At 63.8% G+C, this 23,558-nt stretch carries 18 protein-coding genes; 10 read left to right on the top strand and 8 right to left on the bottom strand.

All coding sequences use genetic code 11. The features are described 5' to 3' along the window. The first annotated feature begins 4 nt into the window (after positions 1 to 4). The 5 genes from GAK28_RS21215 to GAK28_RS21195 all read left to right on the top strand — a co-directional run bounded on the left by GAK28_RS21215 (position 5) and on the right by GAK28_RS21195 (position 8,860). Entirely contained in the window at positions 5 to 1,207 is a 1,203-nt protein-coding gene (locus GAK28_RS21215; RefSeq protein WP_291784147.1) for an SGNH/GDSL hydrolase family protein, read from the top strand. A gap of 344 nt (positions 1,208 to 1,551) precedes the next feature. Continuing rightward, positions 1,552 to 3,465, top strand: coding sequence for a glycoside hydrolase family 76 protein (locus GAK28_RS21210; protein WP_291784145.1), 1,914 nt, complete (start codon positions 1,552 to 1,554; stop codon positions 3,463 to 3,465). A 277-nt stretch (positions 3,466 to 3,742) separates the two neighbouring features. Then, complete coding sequence (locus tag GAK28_RS21205) at positions 3,743 to 4,813, top strand: phosphatidylinositol-specific phospholipase C1-like protein (RefSeq protein WP_291784175.1); 1,071 nt, start codon at positions 3,743 to 3,745, stop codon at positions 4,811 to 4,813. A gap of 67 nt (positions 4,814 to 4,880) precedes the next feature. Then, positions 4,881 to 7,607 carry a TonB-dependent receptor gene (locus tag GAK28_RS21200; RefSeq protein ID WP_291784143.1) on the top strand — a complete coding sequence of 909 codons (2,727 nt, stop codon included), beginning with the start codon at positions 4,881 to 4,883 and terminating at the stop codon, positions 7,605 to 7,607. Between the two features lie 2 nt (positions 7,608 to 7,609). After that, complete coding sequence (locus GAK28_RS21195) at positions 7,610 to 8,860, top strand: histidine-type phosphatase (RefSeq protein WP_291784141.1); 1,251 nt, start codon at positions 7,610 to 7,612, stop codon at positions 8,858 to 8,860. A 3-nt stretch (positions 8,861 to 8,863) separates the two neighbouring features. Here GAK28_RS21195 and GAK28_RS21190 read toward each other — a convergent pair whose 3' ends face one another. The 6 genes from GAK28_RS21190 to GAK28_RS21165 form a co-directional block, all read right to left on the bottom strand. Further along, positions 8,864 to 10,021 carry an acyltransferase family protein gene (locus tag GAK28_RS21190; protein ID WP_291784138.1) on the bottom strand — a complete coding sequence of 386 codons (1,158 nt, stop codon included), beginning with the start codon at positions 10,019 to 10,021 and terminating at the stop codon, positions 8,864 to 8,866. Positions 10,022 to 10,136: 115 nt separating this feature from the next. Next, a complete protein-coding gene (locus GAK28_RS21185; protein ID WP_291784135.1) occupies positions 10,137 to 10,802 on the bottom strand; it encodes a DUF3313 domain-containing protein in 666 nt (221 codons plus the stop codon). Between the two features lie 62 nt (positions 10,803 to 10,864). Further along, positions 10,865 to 12,025, bottom strand: a complete 1,161-nt coding sequence (locus GAK28_RS21180; RefSeq protein WP_291784134.1) for an ATP-binding protein — start codon at positions 12,023 to 12,025, stop codon at positions 10,865 to 10,867. After that, positions 12,022 to 12,684 carry a response regulator transcription factor gene (locus GAK28_RS21175; RefSeq protein WP_291784132.1) on the bottom strand — a complete coding sequence of 221 codons (663 nt, stop codon included), beginning with the start codon at positions 12,682 to 12,684 and terminating at the stop codon, positions 12,022 to 12,024. Before GAK28_RS21175 ends, GAK28_RS21180 begins: the two co-directional genes overlap by 4 nt. 123 nt (positions 12,685 to 12,807) lie before the next feature. Further along, entirely contained in the window at positions 12,808 to 14,379 is a 1,572-nt protein-coding gene (locus GAK28_RS21170; RefSeq protein WP_291784130.1) for a hypothetical protein, read from the bottom strand. Between the two features lie 87 nt (positions 14,380 to 14,466). After that, on the bottom strand, positions 14,467 to 14,634 hold the full coding sequence (locus tag GAK28_RS21165) for a hypothetical protein (protein ID WP_291784128.1): 168 nt from the start codon (positions 14,632 to 14,634) through the stop codon (positions 14,467 to 14,469). Positions 14,635 to 14,991: 357 nt separating this feature from the next. Here GAK28_RS21165 and GAK28_RS21160 point away from each other — a divergent pair, with 357 nt between their 5' ends. Continuing rightward, the gene (locus GAK28_RS21160; protein ID WP_291784126.1) at positions 14,992 to 16,395 is read left to right on the top strand and encodes a neprosin family prolyl endopeptidase; all 1,404 of its coding nucleotides are present in this window, start codon (positions 14,992 to 14,994) and stop codon (positions 16,393 to 16,395) included. A gap of 112 nt (positions 16,396 to 16,507) precedes the next feature. After that, entirely contained in the window at positions 16,508 to 17,362 is an 855-nt protein-coding gene (locus GAK28_RS21155; RefSeq protein ID WP_291784124.1) for an alpha/beta hydrolase-fold protein, read from the top strand. On the opposite strand, the gene GAK28_RS21150 is transcribed toward GAK28_RS21155, so the two are convergent. After that, a complete protein-coding gene (locus tag GAK28_RS21150; protein WP_291784122.1) occupies positions 17,355 to 18,851 on the bottom strand; it encodes an FAD-dependent monooxygenase in 1,497 nt (498 codons plus the stop codon). The genes GAK28_RS21155 and GAK28_RS21150 overlap by 8 nt on opposite strands. Before the next feature lie 101 nt (positions 18,852 to 18,952). On the opposite strand from GAK28_RS21150, the gene GAK28_RS21145 reads away from it, so the two are divergent. Next, a complete protein-coding gene (locus GAK28_RS21145) occupies positions 18,953 to 19,882 on the top strand; it encodes a LysR family transcriptional regulator (RefSeq protein ID WP_291784120.1) in 930 nt (309 codons plus the stop codon). Here GAK28_RS21145 and GAK28_RS21140 read toward each other — a convergent pair. Next, positions 19,833 to 20,240, bottom strand: a complete 408-nt coding sequence (locus GAK28_RS21140) for a hypothetical protein (protein ID WP_291784117.1) — start codon at positions 20,238 to 20,240, stop codon at positions 19,833 to 19,835. The two genes, GAK28_RS21145 and GAK28_RS21140, sit on opposite strands and share 50 nt — an antisense overlap. A gap of 273 nt (positions 20,241 to 20,513) precedes the next feature. Between GAK28_RS21140 and GAK28_RS21135 the strand changes: the two genes are divergently transcribed. After that, positions 20,514 to 21,725 carry a hypothetical protein gene (locus tag GAK28_RS21135; RefSeq protein WP_291784115.1) on the top strand — a complete coding sequence of 404 codons (1,212 nt, stop codon included), beginning with the start codon at positions 20,514 to 20,516 and terminating at the stop codon, positions 21,723 to 21,725. Between the two features lie 215 nt (positions 21,726 to 21,940). Then, on the top strand, positions 21,941 to 23,407 hold the full coding sequence (locus GAK28_RS21130; RefSeq protein ID WP_291784113.1) for a S41 family peptidase: 1,467 nt from the start codon (positions 21,941 to 21,943) through the stop codon (positions 23,405 to 23,407). Positions 23,408 to 23,558 lie beyond the last annotated feature (151 nt).

Below are 23,558 nucleotides of genomic sequence, written 5' to 3'. Positions count from 1 at the left end.
GATCATGAACCTTCGTCGTTGCGTGGCCCTCGTCTTCGTTGTCCTCGGCTCGGGCCAGGCCGCCATGGCCGGCGACGCCGATACCCGTGTCGCGACCTGGGCGACGGGTGTGACGGACGGTGGTGCGGCTTTTCATGCGCAATCAGTACGAATGATCGTGCATCCGTCGATCAGCGGTACGGCGCCTCGCCTGCGCCTGTCCAATCTGCGGTCGGCCACGCCGCTGCGCGTATCCCACGCGACACTGGGCGTGCAGGCGACCGGCGCGGCAATCGCGACAGGCAGCCTTCGGCCGCTCACCGTGGAGGGTAAGACAAGCTTCGTCATACCCGCTGGCGAAGAAGCATGGACCGATCCGGTGAAGATGACGGTCACGGCGGGACACAATCTCGTGGTCAGCCTGCATCTTCCCGACGCAACGGCACCCTCGACCTTCCACCTCGATGCGTTCGAGACGACGTACGCCACCCCGTCCGGCACGGGAGATCACGCCGCCGACCTGGGGGCGGCCGCCTTTACCCTGACCAGTCCGTCCTGGTATGACCTTTCGGCCATCACCGTGGTCACTCCCGGCACCGATACGCTGGTGGCCTTCGGCGATTCGATCACCGATGGCTACAAGACCCCGACGAGTGCGAACGCGCGCTGGCCAGATGTCCTGGCGCGGCGCCTCGTGGCCGCCGGCAAGCCGTTGACGGCGGTCAATGCGGGTATCGGAGGTAATCGCGTGCTCACCGAGGCTCCCGATGTCGTTCGCGGCGTCAGGGCGCTCAATCGCTTCGATCATGACGTGCTATCCCTGCCCCGGGTGCGCATCGTGATTCTGTTCGAAGGTATCAACGATATCGGCAATGACGCCGGTCCCGATGGCAAACCACTCACGGCGGCCGATCTTATCGACGGTTATCGGCAACTGATCCAGCGCGCCCATGCGGCGGGTATCCGCATCCTCGGGGCCACCCTGCTGCCCTGTGAAGGTGCCGGGTATTTCAGCGAGTCGCGTGAAGCGATACGGCAGGACGTAAATACATGGATCCGTACCAGCGGCGCATTCGACGCCGTGCTGGATTTCGACAAGGCCTTGCGCGATCCCACTCATCCTCGGCGGCTACGTGCTGAATACGACGCGGGGGATCACCTGCATCCGAACGCCGCGGGCATGCAGGCGATCGGCGGGTCCATCGATATCGCGCTTTTGCTGCGCTGATGTCAGGCGCCTAAAAAACTATTGCGCTGCAGCGAGCATCCAGGGCGATCCCCGGGTTACATTCCCCGCAGGCATCTTGAGTCGAGCATCCGTATATCGGGGCCAGACGTCACGGCCTTTTTTTGGGGTAGAAATTTAGATCGATTTAGATGCGGTCGTCAGGGGGCGTGCGCATCCATTCGCCATCGAGCCATTGCGCCGATGGTTCGCTGAAGGGCCTGTGTCGTATCGCGTAGCTGGAGCCGTCCAGACGGCTGACTGCGCGCGCGTTTCCCGCCGGATCACCGCCCACGGTCCGGCCGTGGGTATGGACCGTGGGTATTCCGAAAGGAGCGCTTCCGATCATGAGTCTTGAAGCAGTACACGTACGCGTGAAGACGCTGCTGGCCGCGGCCAGCCTGACCGCCCTGTTTGCCGCCGCCCCTGCCTCCGCGGCCGAACCGTCGTATGCCGCACCTCCGCGTATTGATGGGCCGACCGCGGTCGCCCGCGCGCGGGTGGCGGCGGACGTGCTGATGGGATCGTACGATCCGGACAAGGCCTGGTTTCCCTCGAGCTGGTGGAACTCGGCGGTTGCCTTGCAGACCATCGGCGACTACATGCAGCGCACCGGGGATCGCCGATACCTGGCGCAGCTCGACAACACCTTCGAGAAGGACAAAGGCGTATTTCCCGCCGGCGTACTCTCAGGCGATCCGCTGCTTGGCAACTTCACGAGCCGCGCCATCGATGACTCGGAATGGTGGGCCCTGACCTGGTTGCAGGCCTACGACCTGACCCGGAACCCGAAATACCTCGACATGGCGGTCACCATCGCCAACTACGTCAACGGCTACTGGGACACCAGCACCTGCGGCGGTGGCGTCTGGTGGGATGCCGAACGGACCTACAAGAACGCCATCACCAATGGCCTGTGGATCCGCCTGACCGCCGAGCTGCATAACCGCATTCCCGGAGACAGTCAGTGGCTGGCACGTTCACGCACGGCGTGGAACTGGTTCCAGGGAAGCGGCATGGTCAACGCCGACGGCCTGGTCAACGACGGCCTGACCAACGCCTGCACCAACAATGGCCAGAACGTGTGGACCTACAATCAGGGCCTGGCCATCGGTGGCGGCCTGGAACTCTGGCGGGCCACCCGCGATCCGCGCATCCTGGCGGACGTGCGACGCCTGGCCGATGCGGCCATCGGGCCCAAGGCCCTGGTGACGGATGGCGTGCTCACCGAGAGTTGCGACGCCACGGACCAGACCTGCGACGACAACGGCAAGCAGTTCAAGGGCATTTTCATGCGCTATTGGACCGACCTGGTCGATACGACCCGTGACCGTCGATATGCCACCTTCCTTGGCCAGCAGGCCGGCACACTGTGGAAGAGCGATCGCGATGCCGCCGGACGGTTCGGCACCCGCTGGTCCGGTGCGACGAGCGATGGCCATCCCAACGTGTTCGACTGGCGTACGCAGGCCAGCGCACTCAGCGCCCTGGTCGGCGATGTACCCTCCTTCCCTCCGCTGGAATCGCTGGCAGCCACGATGTCGCCTGCGCAGCCGGTGATCATGCCATCCGCCTCCGGTGCCACGTCGCTCGCGATCGACCTCGGTGCGTCGGCGACCGGTTTCTTCCCCTTGCTGGCACTCACGTCCATCGACGCACCCGCGGGATGGAACGTGACGCCTCGCGTATCGGTGATGCGTCTGCAGCCCAGGGGTAACGCCGTGCCGGCCAGAGCGACCCAGGCACTGACGGTCAGCGTGCCCGGTTCAGCGGCCGATGGACACCACCAGGTCACCGCCAGCCTGTATGCCGCCGGGTTGCGTTTCACGACCCAGGCGGATGTCCTGGTCGCGCACAAGATCGACTTCGATACGGGCACGGTCGACGAGAACCCATGGCTGTTCGATGCGGATCATTCGCAGAGTAACGGTGTGCAGAACCGCTTCGCGGATGGCAGCGCACACTTTACCTACCGGTTCCCCTTCCCGTCCGATACCAAGGCGGCGCATGTCACCCTGACGATCGACAACGAGTATCAGGTGCAGGTCAGTAGCGACAACGTGCACTGGACCACCGTGGCCCAGGTGGCCAGTCCCATCACCGACGGATCGAACAAGGGCGATCTCACCATCGACCTCACGCCGTACCTCGGTACGGTGACGAATGGCGCGCGGCCGATCTACCTTAAAGTGTCGGATGCCTACCCCAACGACGGCTGGGGTGGCCGCGTCTACCACGTCGCGGCCACGATCGCGGAGTAAGCCCGGGATGCTTCCGCTCCCGACCAGGGAGCGGAAGCATCGACATGTGACACGCATCCCATCTTGATGCGCTGTCACAATGGGCCCGCCCCAAATGTGAAATCTGTCATCACGTTTTCGTCGACCAGTCAAAAATGGCCGATAACGTGCCCTTTCGAAGTGAAGGGAATGTCGCTTTAGATCGATTGAAACCCTCTAAAACCTGCGTTTCTGTGGCGACGACATGACCGACTTCCCTCTTCGTATTTCTCTTTCGCGATGGGCCTTTGCCATCGCGATGACGGCGCCTTGCGCGGTCCTGGCCACCCAGGCCACCCGCATCACCGACGTGCAGTACATTGGTAGCCACAACAGCTATCACGCCGGCCTCGCTCCCGGTGAAGCGGCCATCTGGCAACGGGTCGATCCGCAGACCTATTCGATTCTCACCTACTCCCATCCGTCGCTGTCTCGACAGCTCGACGATGGTGTGCGACAGGTCGAACTGGACGTCTATGGCGACGTGCACGGCGGTCGTTACGCGAAGCCCGCCGTGGTGGCGCAGGTAGCGGCCGCGGGCCTTCCCGCCGACCCGCCGTTTGCCGACCCGGCCGTGATGGCCGCGCCCGGCTTCAAGGTGATGCACATCCAGGACATGGACCAGCGCGCCACCTGCCAGCCGCTGAAGGCATGCCTTCGCGAGTTGCTTGCGTGGTCGACGGCCCACCCCCGGCACCTGCCGATCTTCGTGTTGTTCGAGACGGAGGAAACCCCGCTCAAGATGCCGTTTGCGACCGTCGTGCCGGAGCCGTTCGACGCGGACGCGATGAACCGGCTTGAAGCGGAGGTGACGAGCGTGTTTCCCCGTGTCTCGTATATCGCCCCCGACGACGTCCGCGGCAAGCGCGCCACGCTCAACGACGCCGTACGCCATGGCGAATGGCCGTCGCTCGACGCATCACGCGGGCACATCGTGTTCCTTCTGGACCAGCACTCCGTTGGCAAGGCCTATCTCCAGGGGCATCCGTCGCTGAGTGGACGCGCGATGTTCACCAATGCGACGCCGGGTGAGGACGACGCGGCATTCATCGAATACAACGATGGCCCGGCCGCGGAGATATCCCGCCGTGTCCGCGAAGGCTACCTGGTGCGCACGCGCACCGACGCAAACCTGAAGGAAGCCGCGACCAACGACGGGCATCGCCGCGATGCGATGTTCGCCAGTGGCGCGCAACTGCTAAGTACCGACTTCCCCAAGCACGAGCCGGCGTCCACCGGCTATGTCGTGGCCTTCCCGGGGAGCGCGATCGCCCGCTGCAATCCCCTGACGGCGAACGCTAGCTGTACGCGGATCGACCTGAGCCACTGATTTCTCGCATCCGGCCGCTCCCCAACGGCCGCCAAGCCTTCCCCAAACCCCTGTCCCAGAGGTTCCCATGCGCACGCCCCTGTCTCCGGCCCTGTTGTCGCTGGCCATCGCCGTCGCCCTTTGTCATGTTCCGACGGTTCGCGCGGACGATGTGGATACCACCAAGGACGAAAAGAAAGTCACGGCGCTCAATGGCATGAGCGTGGACGCCCAGGTGGCGACCGGTACCGTGGACGAACAGCGCCTGTCCACCGGCGTGACCACGGTGATGAGCAAGCAGCAGATCGACGCCATTCCCACGGCGAACATCGCCGACGTGCTGTCGCACCTGCCCGGCCTGTCTTCCTACAGCGACATGCACCTGGGCCAGGCCGCGACGGGTGAAAGCGAGTACGTGACGATCCGCGGTCTCGACTCCAGCTACAACTCGTATACCCTCAACGGATTCGCGCTACCGGAGACCGACTCCTCGACGCGCGCGATCTCCCTGAACATGCTCGCGCCCTTCGGCATCCAGTCGGTCAAGGTCTCCAAGACCCCCTCGCCGGACATGCCCGGCGACTCGATCGGCGGTGCCATCGACATGCGCACGCCCACGGCATTCGATTTCGCCCGCGACACCTATGCCAAGACCTCGGTGCAGGGACGCATGAACGACCTGGCCGAGCATCGCGGCGTGCCCGACAAGGGCGGCGTGTTCCAGCAGGAAATCGCCCACAAGTTCGGCGACTCGAAGCAGTTCGGTATCTATGCCGCGGGGTATTACGGCAAATACAACAACGCGGCCCAGACCGTGGCGCCCAATTTACAGTACAAGCCCATCGACCCAGCCCAGGCATCGGCGACCGACCTGTCGCAGGCCGGACCGCTGCAAAGCTCGCAGTACAAGTACAGCGTGTATACCAACCAGATCAAGCGCTATGGCGGCAATGTCTCGCTGGACTGGAACGGTGAAACGACCTCGCTCTTCGCACGCGCGATCTACGGGGCCTACGAGGTCCAGGGCGAACAGAACCAGATGTCCGCCCGCAACCAGGGAGGCAACCAGGTGCTCCGCGGTGGCTATTTCAATACCCGCGACATCAAGGAAAAGACGGGTGCTCTCCAGCTCGGCGGCAGCAGTGCGATCGATGCGCTCACGCTGGACTATGGCACCTCCTACGGTGTCGGTACGCGTAACGTGCCCGACTACGTGGAAGCCAGCCTCTATGGTCAGCAGGCACCGGGGCAGTTCCAGTTCAACCTCCGCAACCCCACCTTCCCCAGCCTGGCGGGCAATTCGGCTGCCTTGCAGAACTATGCCTATAACCTGTCCACGGACAGCTTCTGGAAAACCCAGGGCAGCGACTCGGGTAGCCGCGATACGCGCATCAACGCACATGTCGACGGGACCTATGCGTTCAGCGATTCGGTGCTCGAAAACGTGAAGTTCGGCCTGTCGGGCGACACCTCCAAGCGAAACGCCTATAGCCACCCGTTCAGTCACGACAACAATAACTTCATTTACGGCGGACCGTTCTTCGGCGGCCCCAACTACTCGTCGAGCGCCCCCGGCGGTCCCTCGCTGGCCGACCTGCCGGGAAGGCTGGTCAGTAATCCGTTCGGCGGCCGCTACGCAGGCCCCTTCAAGCTGATCAACCGCCAGTGGGTGCTCGACCAGGCCGTACCGTACAAGTATCTCGACGATCCCAACGGAACCGGCATCTACACGGCCAACGACTACAACGCCAACACGACGTCCAGCCGCGAGAACATCTATGCTGGCTACCTCATGGCGACGTTCCACATGCAGGACCTGACGATCACGCCAGGCGTGCGTTACGAACTGACCGATTATTCGGCGACGTCGTGGCGCTCCAATGGCGACGACGCCACCGGTGCCTTCGTGAGCCAGGGGCGTCGCTATGGCGAGGTGTTGCCGGGCATCAGCCTGAACTATCGTCCGGATGAGTTCACCGTTTACCGCGCATCGCTGCGCCGCAGCTTCAGCCGACCGGCTTTCGGCCTGATCTCGGGCCAGACCTCGTACTCCATCGACGACATCACCGGCCAGGTCAACGGCATCTCCAAGCCCAATCCCAACCTGCGCCCGACCACTGCGGACAACCTCGACCTCTCGGCCGAGTTCTACGACAACACGGGTGGCCTGCTCACCGCCTCGGCGTACTACAAGCGCCTGAGCGACTTCATCTACACCTCGCAGTCCACCACCGGCAATGACAACACGCTGGGAGGCAATGTCCCCACCGGCACGGTGCTGACCGGTGGCGTGCCCGTCAGCATGCCGGAGAACGGTGGCGACGCGAAGATCTACGGCGCGGAACTGGCCCTTCGCAAGCAGTTCGTCACCTTACCCGGCGTATGGAGCCACTTCGGCATCGGCGGCAACATGACCGTGCAGCACAGTACGGCGCAAAGCGGTCGCAGCGACCATCCGGGTAGTACCTGGCTGCCGCGCGCGCCGGAGCGCATGTACAACGCCACCGTCTTCTATCATGACGATCGCCTGCGCGCGGACCTCACCTACAACTACACGGGCCTGCAATTGATCGGCCTCAATGGCAATGGCCTGGATTACTACCTGCAGCCGGTGAAGACCCTCGATTTCTCCACCTCCTACGACCTGCCCTACGGCTTCGGTGTCGGCTTCTCGGTGAAGAACCTCCTCAACAGCGCCACGTTCTACGAGACCTCCGGGAAGTCCAAGCGCTATCTGGCGTACGATCCGGGTGCCGATGGCGCCTATGTCGAAACGGGACGGATCTACATGGTCAACCTGAGCTACACGTTCTGAGCATGCGACGCGCAATGACACCTCACGCGCGTCCCTGGTTGCGCCACCTCGTGGCGCTTCTGGGCATCGCGGTCGCCCTGCCGGCATACGCCGGAGAAGACCTTCGCCTTGACCAGGTCATCCTGATCTACCGTCATGGCGTACGTTCGCCCTTGCCGGGCGAGATCCAGGTGGACGAGGTACATGGCAAGCCGTGGCCGACCTGGTCCGTGGCGCCGTCCATCCTGACCCAGCACGGCCGCGAGGGCGTGATGGCGATGGGCCGCTACGACCGGGCGTGGATGTCCGACGCAGGCCTGTTTCCGAAGGACGATTGCCCCGCCAACGGCAGCGTCGCCGTCTGGGCCAACACCGACCAGCGCACCATCGCCAGTGGCCAGGCCTATGCGGACGCCTTCGCGCCGGGATGCACGCTTGCCGTCGGCCATCTGCCCGAAGGCGCCACCGATCCGCTGTTCAATCCCGTGGCGGCCGGTGCCGTTACCTGGGATGGCAAGACGGCCCTATCCACGATCCGGCACGAGACAGGCGGGCCCGACGTCCTTACGGCGTCGCGTCGCGACGCGATGATGCGCTTCGCCCAGGTCATGGGCTGTACGAATGGAGACGTGCAGGCCGTCTGCCGCCCGGCGACATGGAAAGGCACCCTCACGCTGGCCGATGACGGAAAGGGCATCGCGCTCGGCGGCCCCATCGCGATCACCTCGGGTACGGCGGAGGCCATCATCATGGCCTGGCTCGAAGGCATGCCGCTTGAGAACGTCGGCTGGGGGCGCGTGGATGCCACGACGTTCCGTGCCCTGTCGCAGTTGCATTCGCTGCTCTTCGACATCCATGCGAGGCCATCTTACGTCGGGGCCCATGTCGCGGCCGTCCTGGGCAACCGTATCGCGACGCTGATCGACGACCCCGCGGCTCCTCGGCTCAATGTCTTCGTCGGCAGTGACAACAACATCGTGGCGCTCGCCAGTGTCCTGGGCGTCCACTTCGACATGCCCGGCTATGGCAAGGACGATCCGCCGGTCGGAGGCGCATTGGTGATCACCGTCTGGCGCTCAGCGGACAAGCTCCACCGCTACGTGCGGGTCGCTTACCAGGCCCAGACACCGGACCAGCTGCGCGAGCTGCGAGCCCTCAGCGTGGCCCAGCCGCCTGCCAGGCAGTCGCTCGTTCCAAAGGCGTGCCTTACGACCCCGGCTCGCTGCGATGTAGGCACGGTGCTGGAGGTGCTACACCGCCTGCCCCGGCCCTGACGATCAGGTCACCCGCCTGGCCAGGGGAAGCTTCCTGAGGACATGCACCACGATCGCCGTCGACGCGAAGACAGCCGCCCAGACGATGGGAATCCTGAGCCAGGGCGCGTCGATCGACGCGTCCATATGAAGGTGCTTCACGTAAAGCCACAGGAACATCGGGTGCAGGCAATAGATGCCCAGCGAACCGTCCGAGATGAAACCCACCATGGCGGTCAAAGGGCCAGGTAGCCGTGTGATACCGGACAGCGCTACGTAGGCAGACGCCGCCGATATCGCGACCAGCGGCGTAAGGTAGGAAAAGAAGTATTCGTTGGGGACACCCAGGTAGGCAGAATACCGACAGGTGGCGAATGCGATGGCGGCCCCGCACACGCAGAAGGCCACGGCACCAATCCAGCATCCGGTCGCGGACGCGTGGGGACGATAACGTTCCAGATAGGCGCCCAGGACGAAAAACCCGATGAATCCCGAAAACAGCTGGGCACCAAGGTGCGACGGCGGGTCCCAGTCGATCGCCCATAGAAGCCGGACCTGGTTGAGCACGCAGGCAACGACAAACCAGACGACAAGGAAGACACGGATTTCGCGTTCCGTCGAGCTACGGAGGATTCGTCCGAGGTAAGGCGCGGCCAAGTACAGACCAAACGCCGCATACAGGTACCACAGGTGTTCGTACGGGCCCATCAGGTAACGGGCGACCAGCGCACCCGGCGAGAGTGTGTGGTCGCCAAAGAGAGCCACGTAGACGACCGTCCAGAACACCAGTGGTACCACGATGCGCGGCAGGCGCTTTTTATAGAACGACAGGACGGGCTCGTCACGCCAAAGGAGCAGCGCACCCGACAGCATGAAGAAGATCGGCACCGCCGCCCGGCTGAAGGCGTCGAAGACCACCGCTGGGACCCATAGCGGCCCGAAGGTGTAGAAATAGCCGGCCGCCGTGTGCACGAGCACCACCATGGCGCAGGCCACGACCCGGGTCACATCCATGGCCAGGGAACGGCCTTCTCGCGTGGCGCCCTGCATCCCTTCACTCCACTGATCGCGTGAGCGACCGATCATACCCGGCTGGCGGCGAGCGTCACTAGTGATCGCAGTAGTCCTGTGAATGGTAGCGTCGGCATTCCTCGTAGCGGCTTCGATCCAGTGGTCGATCACGATCGCTGGTGCGTCGGTTCACGGAAACGCACGCAGTGAGCGAGATCAGGCAGGCCAAGCCTAAAAACAGGGCTTTCTTCATCGATAGGTCCTTTGGAATGGGAGGCGTCGCCAATTACCGCAGCGTCGCCAGGAGCGCATCGGCGCCCTTGTCGATGCCTCGCTTGGAGGCGGTCAACTTGCCGAAGGTCGATGCCATGCTCATGGCGTTCGGGTACTGCTTGTCCACGTAGGCCGCAAGAAGGCGTTGGTCCCGTGCATCGTAGATTTCGACGGCATAGCTGACCGAGCCCATGAAAAGACCCTCCCTTCCCCGGATCGCCTGAACGGCGTTGATCGGCGCGCCGACAAGATCCATGCGGGTGACCTTGGACGCCACCGCGGGCGTTGCCGCGGCACCGGTCAAGGTCAGGTGGACACGAAGCGTTCCGTCCGACGGCGTGGCCACGACCGGATAGCGCTCACGCAAGCGGGCGCCGAACGTATCCCGCATGTAATCGGCCAGCTCCTGCTTGTCGGCATCGCTGACCTTGTCGAACTGGGCGTCGTCACCCCGATAGATCATGACCGGGTCGATAACGATGCTGTCGTATCGTTTCCAGTCGACATCCGGGTCGTTGTACGCATAAGGCTTGTGACCATGACCGCCGTCGTCGCCCGGACGAAGATAGTGCGACGAATCAAGCTGCTGGTAAGGCTTGGGCTGGGAGGCGGGGCATCCGCCGATCAATGCGATGGAAACGAGAACGATCGCGGTGGCGGGCCTTAAGGTGGCGCTCATGGATAGGTCCTGGGGATGAGGCGGGCGTCGATGCCCGCGATTGCCATCCTAGGGAGCGCTTTTTAGGAATTGATTAGGGACGGAAAGGTCACCCGTATCCGGAATCCCCTGTCGGCGGAGCCGACGCCCGTATCGATCGAGCCCCCGTGTAGCGCGGCGATGCCAGCCACCAGCGAAAGGCCAATGCCGCTGCCCGGGGTCGCGGCGCCGGAGGCACGATAGAAGCGTCTGAATACCGCGGCATGCTCGTCGATGGGGATCCCGGGGCCGTCGTCGCACACCTCAATGAAGGGGGCCGATGCCTGCCCTTCCTGGCCACAGCGGACCTCGATGACGCCTTGCTCCTTTCCGTGGCGCAGGCCGTTATCGATCAGGTTGCGCAAAAGGACGCCGATATCGTCCACATCCCCGCGGATGAAGCATGGGCTTCCTGCAAGGATCAGTCGGGTGCCACGGGCATCGGCCCGGATCGTGAATTCGTCGATGACATGGCGCGACAACGTCATCAGGTCGATCTGCTGGCGTCCGGTCGCATGCAAACCGGCATCCAGGCGGGCCAGGTCAAGCAACTGATCGGCAAGCCGATGTGTCCGGTTCGATACCTCGAGCAGCTTGCGGATCGCATCGTCCTTGCGCTGAAGGGTGTCCGCCTTCAGCGCAACCTCCGCGTGGACATGCAACGCGGCCAAAGGCGTGCGCAGTTCATGCGCGGCATCGGCGATGAATTGCCGCTCGGCGTGCATGGCGGCGTCGACGCGGGCGAGCAGCGAATTGAACGCCTCGATCAAGGGACGAAGCTCGGTCGGTACGCTCTCGTTGGGCAAGGGGGTCGAGTCGAAGGGCTGCCGGGCCCGAATACCGACGGACAACGTCCGCAGGGGACGCAAGGAGACGACCACCGCCAACCACGTCAACAGCCCGACCACGACCATCTCCACCGTGTTGAGGACCATGGCGGTGAGGATGCTCTCGGGCTCGCTGGACGTGCCCGATGCCGCAGGAACCATCTTGAAGTAGCGATGCGTCCCGGCGCCGGCCGATGACGGGTTCCAGTCCGCCGGCAGGAAGCCGGCCAGGTAGCGACCGATGGCATGCAAGCCCGATTGCCATGAACTGGATTCGCCGGCCGTCAGATAGGAGGCGAGCATGGCGATCGGAATCGCCCAGGCCACCGCGATGACCAGGCCCAGTGCCGTGAACATGCGCCCCCGCAGGGATTTCATGGCCTGGCGCCTAGAGTGTAGCCATGGCCATGGACGGTCTTGATGAAGTCCTCGCCTAGTTTGCGACGAAGCTGGTGGACAAAGACCGATACCGTATTGCTGCCCACCGTGGCAGTGTCCCCATAGATGGCGCGCTCGAGATCATCGCGCGTGAGGATATGCCCGTTGCGCTTGAGCAAGGCCCGGAGCATCAGGTACTCGTGAGCGCTCAGCGGTACCGGCTCGCCACCCCGCGTGACGCAACGCTTGACCGGGTCGAGCACGACATCACCGTGCTGAAGCACAGGCACCATCTGCCCCTCGCTACGTCGGGTCACGGCCCTGACCCGTGCGAAGAGTTCATCCAGCTGGAAAGGCTTGACGAGATAGTCGTCCGCTCCCGTATCCAGCCCCTGGATGCGGTCGCTCAGCTGTCCACGGGCCGTGAGGACGATAACGGGAACCGTATCGTATCGATCGCGAAGGAACCGAAGCACCGTCAGCCCTGACTCCCCTGGCAGGCCCAGATCCAGGAGGACGGCCGCGTAGGCATGGTCGACCAGGGCCGCCTTCGCGGCGCTCGCGTTGGCGACGCGAGCGATCGTCCAGTCGTGTTGGCGTACACCATCGCAGATGGCTTCGGCCAGCATGGGATCGTCTTCCACCAGCAACAAGTTCACGAGGGCAGACTCTTCGGGTACAGGGGGTGCGGCGCAAGCATGCCGGGGCGTGTTTAGGATTTCATTAAGCCCCGCCTCCGCGGCCCCGGCTCAACTGGCGACCGGCGCCGCAGTTATAGCCAATCAGGCCCCGACCTGTCGCGCGAAGCGCTCCAGCCAGAGGAAAGATGCCAACGCGGATGTGGCGCCATGGTTGCTTGTGGTGGCGACCCGCTGGAGCAGGTCGAGGACGGCGCGGCGATCGACCAGGCCAATATCCGCCAGGGCGCATTCGGACAGTTGCAGGGCAAGGGTCGTCGCATGCTTCGCGAACAGCGGAGGCAACACGTTGACGAAGGTTTCCTTCACGTAGCCGCGCTGGAACGTATCGTCCCCCAAGTGCGACTGCAGGTATTGCCGCATCACTTCCCTGCCCTGACGGCTGGCCTTGGGGAATCGGTGGCATAGCGCGACCAGGTGGGGATCGCTCAGTGGATTGATCGGCCACTGCCCATGCCTGAGCAAATCGGGGGCATGACTGGCATGGGCCAGCAACGATGTCGCGGGTACGGGGCTGGCCGGGGCGTCGAAGGTACGCAGGCTGCGGGCTGCGCTGAGCGCCCTGGGTGTCAGCAACCCTTCCGCGTAACGGAGCGTGTCGGAGGCCCAGCCGGGGTCGGTCGGGTCGCCATCGGAAAGTTCGCCGGAATAGGTCGGAAACAGCTCGTCGCCGCCAACACCGGTAAAAAGCGTATCGCGCCCCTGGCATCGGGAAGATTCCCACAGGGCGGAACAGGCCTCCAGATAGAGCTCGCGATAGAGCCCGTATGGACGGTCTGGGGAGGCGGACAGGTCCAGGCTGGGGGCGTGGTCCGCGATCTCCACCGTGTCGTCCAGCAGGCCGCGGCGTTGCACGATCAGGTCGCGCCTCTGCAGTTGCGGTAGACGAAAGTCACCATCCAGCAGGATGCCCCGGCTGGCGATACCGCGATGATGCATCGTGAGCGCCGTGGCGACGGTCCCTGAATCCATGCCGCCACTCAGTTCGACGGATGCGCCGCCCTCGCGCATCGGCCGCTGGGCAATGACGCGTTGAAGGCCCTCACTGAAAGCGGATAGCGCTTCCTCGCCCAGTCCCTCACTCGACGGAATCGTGGGCGGAATGGCTTCGGGGTAACGGAAACTCGCCTTGCCGGGCTGCACATGCAGGATCGCCCGCTCGGTAAGCATGACGACACCGACGTAGAGCTGTCGTGCGGAGTAGATCGTACGCATGGCCAACTGGTGGCTCGCGATTTCCGCATCGATCGCTGCCGGTCCGCGACCGAAGTCCGCGGAGTCCCATGACACGGCGAGATGATCGTCCGTAGCTCGACAGTAAACCGGTACCGAGCCGAACACGCCCGAACGCACGCGAACGCGGTGTCCGGCGCGGGCCACCTCGATCATCACGTAGTCGAGAGGCCAGAGCAGGCTTTCCTGATAAAGGCGATGGAAGCCTGTGTCGTCCACGTCGTGCCGTATCAGACCGGCATCTGTCGACGACGCACGACGTTCCCTGACCGAGACAAACCACTGATCGGTGGTCTGGACGAGCACGGTCTCCAGCATGGTGTGACGATACGGCGTGATCCGGCTTGTCCCAAGGATGATGGAACCCTCGCTCCATGTCGGGTCGAGCGAAAGGTCATGCAACGCGATATCGGCCTTGATCACCACAGGTCTCCATTAAAAAGCCGCCTCTCGACGAGAGGCGGCTTCATGTCATTCGTCACTGATGACAGGACGGATGTTCCAGCGGCATCAACCCCAGTCGCCGCCGCGCGAACCGAAGCGGCCGATGTCGCCGCTGTCGTTGATCTTCGGCTCGTGCTTGACAGCCGCCATGCAGCGCTGCATCGGTCCTTCCGCGTGGATCCCAAACGGGTTGGCCATCCCTTCGTCATGCACAGCTACGTCAAGCTTTTCCATGAGAATGCTCCACTGGGTTATATGCCGCGATATGACGGCGATAACGAACCTACCATGCAGGTTGCCGTAAAACCACAGAGCGCACGCACTCATGGCGCGAAATCATGCGACGTCTTGTGCGCGTTTTCGGCATGCACGTTCATGATGCATAGTGTGCGCTCTGTCCCAGTTCGATCCACGATCGTTTCGGGATAGGGGGATGCATCGAGGCACCGGCGTTTTCAGGAAAGGCTGCCTTCATCCGGGGAACACCTGCATGTCGCCTTTCCATGGCGCTCTCCGGCTCTGCCAGCCGAACAGGCGGAAAACCTTCCGCCCCTTCCGGTCCATCTGTGCATCCGTGATCAGGAGAGATACATGCCATCGATTCACCGCACCCTTGTCCGCGGCGTTCTTGCCACGACCTTGCTCGCCTCGACGATCTCGACGGCATTCGCCGCGACCCGCGACGTGGACAGCCTCATGCCGCCACTGGCGAATGCGCAGGCGACGTCGCGATCGGCGACCACCAACGCCCTGTCTCGCGTCGCGCTGCGTGTCGAGAGCTACGACGCCCTCGTTCGGCGCGATCCATCGATCAAGGCGTCGAAAGCAGAAGTCGCGCGCATGCAGCACTATCTGCGCAACACCTATCAAGGCATGACGACGAACGGCACCTTCGTCGTAGGCGCCGAAACCTTCGATTGCGTGCCCATCGCCCAGCAGCCGTCGCTTCGGGGAGGTGGCACGGTCGCTGCGCCGCCGCTCGGCCTCAGGACGTCGCGTAGTGGCACGTCCGCACAACGGTGCGCCGAGGGTAGCGTTCCCTTCCGTCGCCTGACCATCGACGAAATCGCCGCGCACCGCACGCTGGAGGACTTCCTCTCGAAGGAGCGGCCCGAAGCCGCGGACGATCGCCACTACTATGCCCACGTAGCGCAGACCGCACCCTCCAACATCCTGGGTGGTGGTGCCGGCCTCAACCTCTGGAAGCCGGTGGTCGACAACCACACGATGTCATTGCTGCAGATCTGGTTGTCCGGCCAGAGCGAGGCCAACGCGACGCAAACGGCTGAGGTCGGCTGGCAGGTGCAACCCGGCGCATGGAACACCTACGATCCGACCATCTTCGTGTATTGGACCGCTGACGGCTATTCGCAGACCGGCTGCTACAACCTCGGTTGTACCGGCTTCGTGCAGACGGCATCCGATCTCGCGCTGGGCTCGTCCATCCCATCGGATCGGTATAGCGTCAAGGGCGGCAGCCAGGGGATCGTCAACGTCAGCTGGCAGCGGAACAACGACGACGGCTCGTGGTGGCTGGTGCTCGATGGCGAGGCCGTGGGCTATCTGCCTGGCAACCTCTACGGGCAAGGCGACCTCGGTCGCGCCGACGGCAATCGCCTGATGGATGCCGGCGGCGAGATCGCGGACGGTGGGAAGCCGGCTGCTCCGATGGGTAGTGGCGAATATGCGGACGCGGGCTACCGGCAGGCTGCCTTCGTCACCGACCTGCACTATCTCGACGGCAATCTCGCCAAGCAACCCGTCGACCTGATGTCTGGCAATACTTGGATCAATCCGACGCCGCATTGCTATACGTTGTCGCTCATCGGCGTGAATGCATCTGACATACCGGGTGGATTGCCCGAAGGTACGTCCACCACGCCCAACCATGAGGCGGGCATGTCCGGCACGAGCTTCTACCTCGGTGGCCCGGGCACGGCCAACGCCGATTGTCAGGCGGCCAATCCGTCCATCGCCAGCCGCTCGTTACGGTAAATCGGCGAGGCGTGCCGCCGCATGGCGGCACGCCTCGATGCGATCTCGGCCCACCTGCCCGTAAACGGCGTTACGCGATAGTCTGGTCGGCCCACCTCATCAAGGACGTGCCATGCGCGTAACGCGATTCCTCGTGCCGGCATGGGCGATGCTTGCCAGCGCTTCCGCTTTCGGCGACACCACCGCACCGGCCCCGGCACACGACGCCTTTACCCTCCAGGCGTCGCGTCCTGCGGAGGTGCGCCATATCAACGTGTACAAGCCGCCTGGCTACGAAACCTGCAAGGGGCCTTACCCCATCCTCTACATGCCGGACGGCGGCGTGCAGGAAGATTTTCCCCATGTGGTCGAGGCCGTCGATAGCGCCATTCGCAAGGGCGAGATCCAGCCCCTCATCGTGGTCGGCATCGAAAACACGCAGCGGCGCCGTGACATGACCGGTCCGATCCAGGTCGCGTCCGACAAGGACATCGCGCCCCACGTCGGAGGCTCAGCCGCATTCCGCGACTTCATTGCCAAGGAGCTGGTCCCCGCCATCGAGAAGCGCTATCGCGTCAACGCGCACCGCGGCATCATCGGCGAATCGCTCGCGGGCCTGTTCTCGGTGGAGAGCTTCCTTCGCCAGCCGGATCTCTTCGACACCGTCATCGCCATCAGCCCCAGCCTGTGGTGGAACGACGCCCGTCTTCTCGGTGAAGCGCCAGGCCTTCTTCATGGCAAGAGCGCGACACGACGTATCTACCTCACCTCCGCCGACGAAGACCAGATTCCAGCCGATACGGCGAAACTCGCCACGATCCTTAAGAAGCAGGCGTCGAGCGGATTGAACTGGACATATGTCCCGCGCCCGAAGGAACACCACGACACGATCTACCTCGCGTCGCAAGCCGATGCCTTGCGCTGGGCCTATGGCCCGGCAGGTCATTCGGGGGGAACCTGTCCCGTCGACGAGTCGAACATCAAGTAGCCTCACCAGCCCCGAACCACCGGCAGAGGACCTGCCCTACGCTATCCGGCGCGAGCCGATCGTCACCGACCCACGCCACGATGCCGTCCGGTCGAATGAGTAAGGTGGAGAGCTCACGCTGGGAGGCCGTCTCACCTGTCGTATAGGTGAGACGGCTTTCGAATCGTGCGCTCATCCGTCGAAGCACGGGATCGTTCGCGCCATCGACGAAGACACCCTTACCGTTAGCGAGAAGATCATGGATCGACTGTCCATCGGCTAACGGCAGATCAGGCACGCTGCGACCGACAAGCGGATGCGGTTGACCGAGGTCGTAGCGCACGGACAACCCACGCATACGTTCCGCGAAGTACGTGGCGCCATCCCGGGTACCGATGAGGTCGCGAAGTATGCCGCCCAGTGCGCGACTTCCGGGATCGGGACGCATCAGTGCGACCTGTGCTCGCGACAGGTCGAGTACGTCCGCGCCCACGGGATGCCGTTCCGTCGTGTACGTGTCGAGCAGGCCGTCGGGCGCGTCGCCTCGCACGGTGGCGGCAAGTTTCCATCCCAGGTTCATCGCGTCGCCCAGGCCGAGATTGAGACCCTGGCCGCCCAAGGGCGAATGGATGTGCGCAGCGTCGCCCGCGAGCAGTACCCTGCCCCGGCGATAGTTCGTGACCTGGCGGGCGCGGTCGGTCCAGGTCGTGGCGGCGTCGAGCGCTTCCAGGGTGACATTCGTTCCGGAGACGCGGCGAAGGACGGCCTGTACATGGTCGATCGTGAGCGCGTCGCCGCGATGGAAGGCTCCGCCATCGAACTCGACCATGGCGATGGTGCCCGGCCTCGATTGCACGTACATGCCCGTGTCCGTATGGATGCGCCCGGAGCGCAGCACCTCCGGGTTGGCCAGCTGCACCTGTGCGGAGTAGCCGGTGAATCCCGGCTCGGTGCCGACGACGTCGAAGCCGGCCAGCTTGCGGACGACGCTGCGACCGCCATCGCAACCGACCAGCCAGCGGCTTCGGAAGATGCAGCCACCCGCTTCCACGAGCACATCATCGGGCGAGGATGTCATGGCCTGGACAGCCATACCGCGACGGATCTCGACACCGAGTGCCATCGCACGCCGGGTTAGCACGGCCTCTACCGCGGCCATATCGGTCGCCATGCCCTGGCTTGGATCGTCCGGAAGGCGCCAGGTCCATGCCGAGGTATCGACCTTGTCGTCGTCGATGGGAATACCCGCGAAATGTCCACCCAGTTGGCGAGATCGGCCATCCTCAATGGGGGCTTGCGCCGCGACGAGCTCGTCCAGCAAACCACGATTCCGGAAAGCCGAGACGGTCGGCACCGTCAGGCCGCGGGTGCCGAACGGGGCGTTCTTCCAAGGCGACGCCGGGGTCGCCTCGCGCTCCAGCAGCAGGACGGAGAGCCCTCCCAGTCGGAGTTCGCAGGCGAGGAAGAGTCCGACCGGGCCCGCTCCGGCGATGATGACGTCATGGATCACGCGATGGCTCCTTGCTCGACAGGTATCGGCAACGAAAGGTAGCGATCGGCCCGCGATCGATCCAATGGTATATATGCAGCATGTCGATGCATGAAATTGATTTGAGTCGGATCGACCTCAACCTCCTGGTCGTCTTCGAAGCCCTCATGGAGGCTCGGCACGTGGGGCGCGCCGCCACTCGGCTGTCCTTGTCGCAATCCGCGACCAGCCATGCCTTGGGCCGGCTCCGGCAGTTGTTCGACGATCCCCTGTTCGTCCGGCATCCCCGTGGCGTCGAGCCCACGCCAAGGGGACGCGAACTGGCCCAGCCCGTGGCGGACGTGCTCGCCCGATTGCGCGAGGTCCTCGGCCCGACCGCCCCTTTCGATCCCGCGACGCTTCGCCGGACCTTCACCGTCGCCACGCACGACTACGCCATGGCCTCCCTGATGCCTGCGCTCATGGCCGACCTGCGCATCCATGCCCCCGGCGTGGAGATACGCTGTGTCACCGTCCATCCATCCCGGGTGATCGATGGCCTGGACCGCGGCGAACTGGATTTCGCGCTGGGCGGTTTCGTGGGCATCACGGCGGAGCGCGTCCAGCGAACGCCGTTGTTCACGGATCGCTTCGTCGGCGTCGCCTGCAAGAAGCACCCGTCGCTTCGCAAGGGCCGCATGTCGCTCGACGCGTTCATGGCGCTACCGCATGCCGTCGTCTCGCCCGGTGGCGAGTCACGCGGTGACATCCATCAGGTACTCGAAGCCCAGGGCCTGAGCAGACATGTCGCGATCACGGCGCCGAATTTCCTTGCCCTGCCCCTCGTCATCGAACGCACCGACATCATCGGCGTGCTTCCTGAGCGGCTCGCATCGCGTGCGGCAACTACCGCCGCGCTGACGTTGTTCGAGCTGCCGATCGATACGCCTCCTTTCACGTGCAGCATGCTCGCGCTCGCCCCCCTCATGAACCAGCCGACGATGCGATGGATGACGCAGGCGCTCACAAAGGCGGGGGCGCACGCCTCCGTCGGGAGGGCTTGGGATCTGTGAGGAACGTCATGACAAACAGGAAGACGAGATTCACGAACACGGCGAGTAGATAAAGCCCGGATCCATCGGCTACGCCCTTGGCGTGTGCCGGGCCATGCGACGCGATAGCGAGCGACAACGGCAGGCCGCCAAGCAGGCGGTCGACATCGCGTACGACGAGATAGTTCTTGAATTGCTCCGCCACGAGCGCCTGCTTCAGCCGGGCAAGCGCCTCCGCCGTCGCCCACGCCTGGACAGGATCGTCCGCCACCGGACTTTCCAGCAGCCGTGTCGCAAGCGTTGGTATCGACTCGGCACGGCGCGCAACGACTGGCGCTGCGGCGAGCAACCCGAGGAACAAGGCCAAGAGCGGCCGCATGCTCCTCACTGGGACACCTGTTCGATCACCATCGAATGAAGTCCGTCTCTCTTCATGGTTTTTCCCGTTAGTTACGGGCCACCTGCCTGGCGGTCCGAGCCGGGATTTTAGCGTCGTTGGACTGCACTTGGCGCGTCACCATGAGGATGCAAAAATGTCGCTCGCACAGGGGGGCAATCAAGTGAGTAAGGCGCGGCCCTGAGCCGCGCTCGACGCGCACGCTCACCGAGGGCGAATGCAGCGCGACACTTACCACGCCCATAGAGGACGAGCATGATTCTTTTCTCGATATATCGCGTCATCGCCATGTGCATCGCCCTGGTTACGGGGCCCTGCGTGGCCCGCACTGACGTGGAAGGATCCACGTATATCGGTGTTTACTCCCTGGGCCGATTTACGACGCTTGTCGGTGACATGCCCTTTGACGACAGTCCGGATGCTCCCGGCCCTGGCAAGCCATTACAGCGACCCTATGCCGAACTGATTCCAGTCGGACGCTGGGAGGGAGGGCGCTTTCATGGGGTCGGCCATCCCGACGATCGGGACACGCCTGGGGTCTACGGTTCGGCCCTTCGCGCCTGCTACGCAGGAGCTTCCCACGCCCGGGTAGCGTGTTCGATCAAGGTGGCCGCGGCCGCCTCGGGTTTCAACGACGCAGGGCTTGCCCGGACCACATGGTTTTGCGATGGAAAGCCGCTGCAAATCATGGGGGCGTCCGCAGCCTTCAACGATACCGATCGAGCCGAATACCCCGCATCGGGGCTGGCATATGCGGTAGCAGCCTCCGCATGCGGTACGACGATAGCCTCTTCTGCATCGCAGCGTGCCGTCGTCACGACGGATCCTGCGGCAAGAACTGTCGCCTTTCGTGAACTTGATGCAAAAGCGCGTGGCAAGGCGGAGAACGCGCTCGACGAGGAACTATGGGCGATATCCCGCCCGGCCTGGCAGAACCGCATCGGCCGCCTGGTGGCCGATGCGAAGCAGCAAAGACCATGCTATGACTCCGTCCTACCCGATCCCGTGAGCCTCGATCGCGTGAAGAAGTCGCTTACCGTGAACGCCTCCTGGCGCGACTATGTGGCAGCGGGCGGAACCCTACGCGCGCTGGAAGCAAAACCCTCCGACGGTGCACCATTACTGCTCGTCGACCTGATGACGATCGTCGCCGGCGAGAACAACAAAGCCTGTCGTTGGAAGGCTCATGTCCAGGTGTGGCTGACCGAGGAGGCAGGCGCATACAAGGTCGTATCATCACCGGTGACGGATGTCGTCGTCCCCATTTCGCTGGTTACCGCAAAGGGGCGGCATTACGTGTTCTCCGTCGCTTCCCCATCCAACATCGTGCCGCATGCGACGGACGACTTGCGCCTGCCTGACATGGCAATCGATCGCTGGGATGGTTCGGCCATGGAGCGCATCGGGTATCCGGGTGTCGATACGCGCGTGGCCAAACCGTTCCCATTGGGCAGCGCGCGGCCTTAGGCCGCGCTCGCCGTTCATGGGGCTGGTTGTGAAATAACGTCCGCGGCGGACGTCCGCGGACAGTCGCCCGGCGCCGTAGGCCCCGGCGCGGCGCTACCTGGGGATGGCATGGTCCTTGCGAGATGGCGGTATTCCATCGCCAAGGCCTCGACACGCTCATGCCTCGTCATCCCTCCATTTCTCCGATCACACGCATTGCCTCGTCGTTCAAAGTCATGGCGAAATCCGTCATCGTGCTTTCGATCGCTCTCGCCACTGCAAGCCACGCCACTTCCCCCGCCCCGAAGGCGCCGCGTCCGATCTACCAGGGTTGGGCCGCCATGGCGGACAAGGACATCGATTTCGCCATCGACTGGTTCAAGGGCCACGACATTCTCGCGGTCTATCCCGATCCGAAAGCGTTTTCTGCCGTCCTCGCCAAAGCCCGGCGACAGGCGGATGGCGACTTGAAGCAGGTCGATAGCTTCGAAGGCTATCGGCAAGCGATGAAGCACTTCTTCTCGACGTTCGACGATGCCCACGCCTACATTTCGTTCAAGCTGACTCAGACGCGATTCCAATGGCCCGGCTTCATCGCGGTCTACCGCGGCGGTCGTTTCGTCGCTGCGCAGTCAAAACTGACGAGCGTGCCGGACGGTACCGAGATTTCCTCGTGTGACGGCGCATCGCTTGTCGACTGGTCGCAACGCATCGCACCTTACGAGGGCATCATTCCCGGCTTGGAGTCCACGCGGTTGCGTGCGGCGCCACTGATCTTTCGCGACGCAGGCAGCCCTTTCGTCAAGCGGCCGGTACGTTGCGTCGTGGGCGGCAAGGACATGGATCTGGCGTGGCATGGGATCGCAGGCAGCGATCTGGCGCAGCGCGTGGAGCACGCCACTCCCGAGCCAGGCAGAGATGTCTCGGTGACGCCCTTCGGGAACGATGGCGCCTGGGTAAAGCTGGGCAATTTCGATCCCTTGAACCGCAAGGAATCGGACGCGTTCGAAGCGCTGTTCCGGCAGGCGCCGTCGCTAAGGGACAAAGCGGTGATCGTCTTCGACGTGCGCGGCAATGGCGGCGGCCCCTACGAGTGGTTCATGGGTGTGCTGCGCTCGCTGTATGGCGATGCGTACACCGATTACTACGCCAGGGCGCGCATGCAAATTGATCCCGTGTACCGACTGGACAAGCAAGAAGGACAGGATCCCCAGCCGCCGGAGACAGGCGACAACGCGCCTTCGGCGCCGCCTCGCGACACGCCGCCCGACGATGGCACCGAGGATCGCCTGATCGCCGCGGCCAAGGCCCGTGGCGATCGCTTCATACAGCTGCCCAATTTCCATCGCGTGCCCAGGCCCGCGACGGAGCCCGCCAATCCGGTGCATGCCCGGGTGCTGGTCCTCACCGATTACGGCTGTGGCAGCGCCTGCATCGGCTTTGTCGATGAGCTCAAGCGTTTTCCCGGCGTGCTCCAGATCGGCACCGAGACCTTCGTCGACTCCCGGACTGGCACGGCGTTGGCCACCCGACTGCCCAGCGGCAATGGGACGATCGGCGTGCCGACCATGACCCGCGATGGACGCGAGCGCAACGACAACGAGCCCCAGAAACCCATGCTGCGCTTCGAGGGCGATATCGGCGATACGGCGGCCGTGCAGGCATGGATCCGCGACATCGTGCTCGCCAAGGACCGGCACTGACGATGGAGCCCTTGCTTTTTCAATAAAATCAAACACCAACGAATCAACGAGATAGCAAAAATTCGTTGGCGCTGACGGGTTTGCCGCGTCGCCGGGTCCCGCGATGGCCGTCATACTTCTATACTTCGCCTTTAGCCTTTACCGGTCATTG

The sequence above is a fragment of the Luteibacter sp. genome (assembly GCF_009912395.1).
Classification (GTDB): Bacteria; Pseudomonadota; Gammaproteobacteria; order Xanthomonadales; family Rhodanobacteraceae; genus Luteibacter.
Note: the sequence above shows the minus strand (reverse complement) of the source record. Positions and strands in the feature narration are given on the sequence as shown.